The following is a 259-nucleotide window of genomic DNA, read 5'->3' on the forward strand; positions in this document are numbered from 1 at the left end:
TATCGGTGAGAAAATTAAACAGTATGAAGAAAGCGGACAATACGAATTCCAATTCGGTTATGAGGAAAGCTATGGTTATTTAATCCGTCCATTCTGCCGTGATAAAGATGCAGTACAATCTGTTCTATTTGCATGTGAAGTAGCTGCATACTACAAATCACAAGGTAAAACGTTATACGATGGTCTATTAGAAGTGTTTGAGAAGTACGGTTTCTTCCGTGAAGATCTTGTATCGTTAACGCTAAAAGGAAAAGATGGA

General features: G+C 37.1%; 1 pseudogene. It reads left to right on the top strand.

Going from position 1 to position 259, the window contains the following annotated elements:
* A pseudogene (locus MR083_RS27275) lies at window positions 1-259 on the top strand (phospho-sugar mutase); the annotation flags it as partial.

The organism is Bacillus cereus group sp. BfR-BA-01408, from assembly GCF_022663305.1.
GTDB lineage: Bacteria > Bacillota > Bacilli > Bacillales > Bacillaceae_G > Bacillus_A > Bacillus_A pacificus.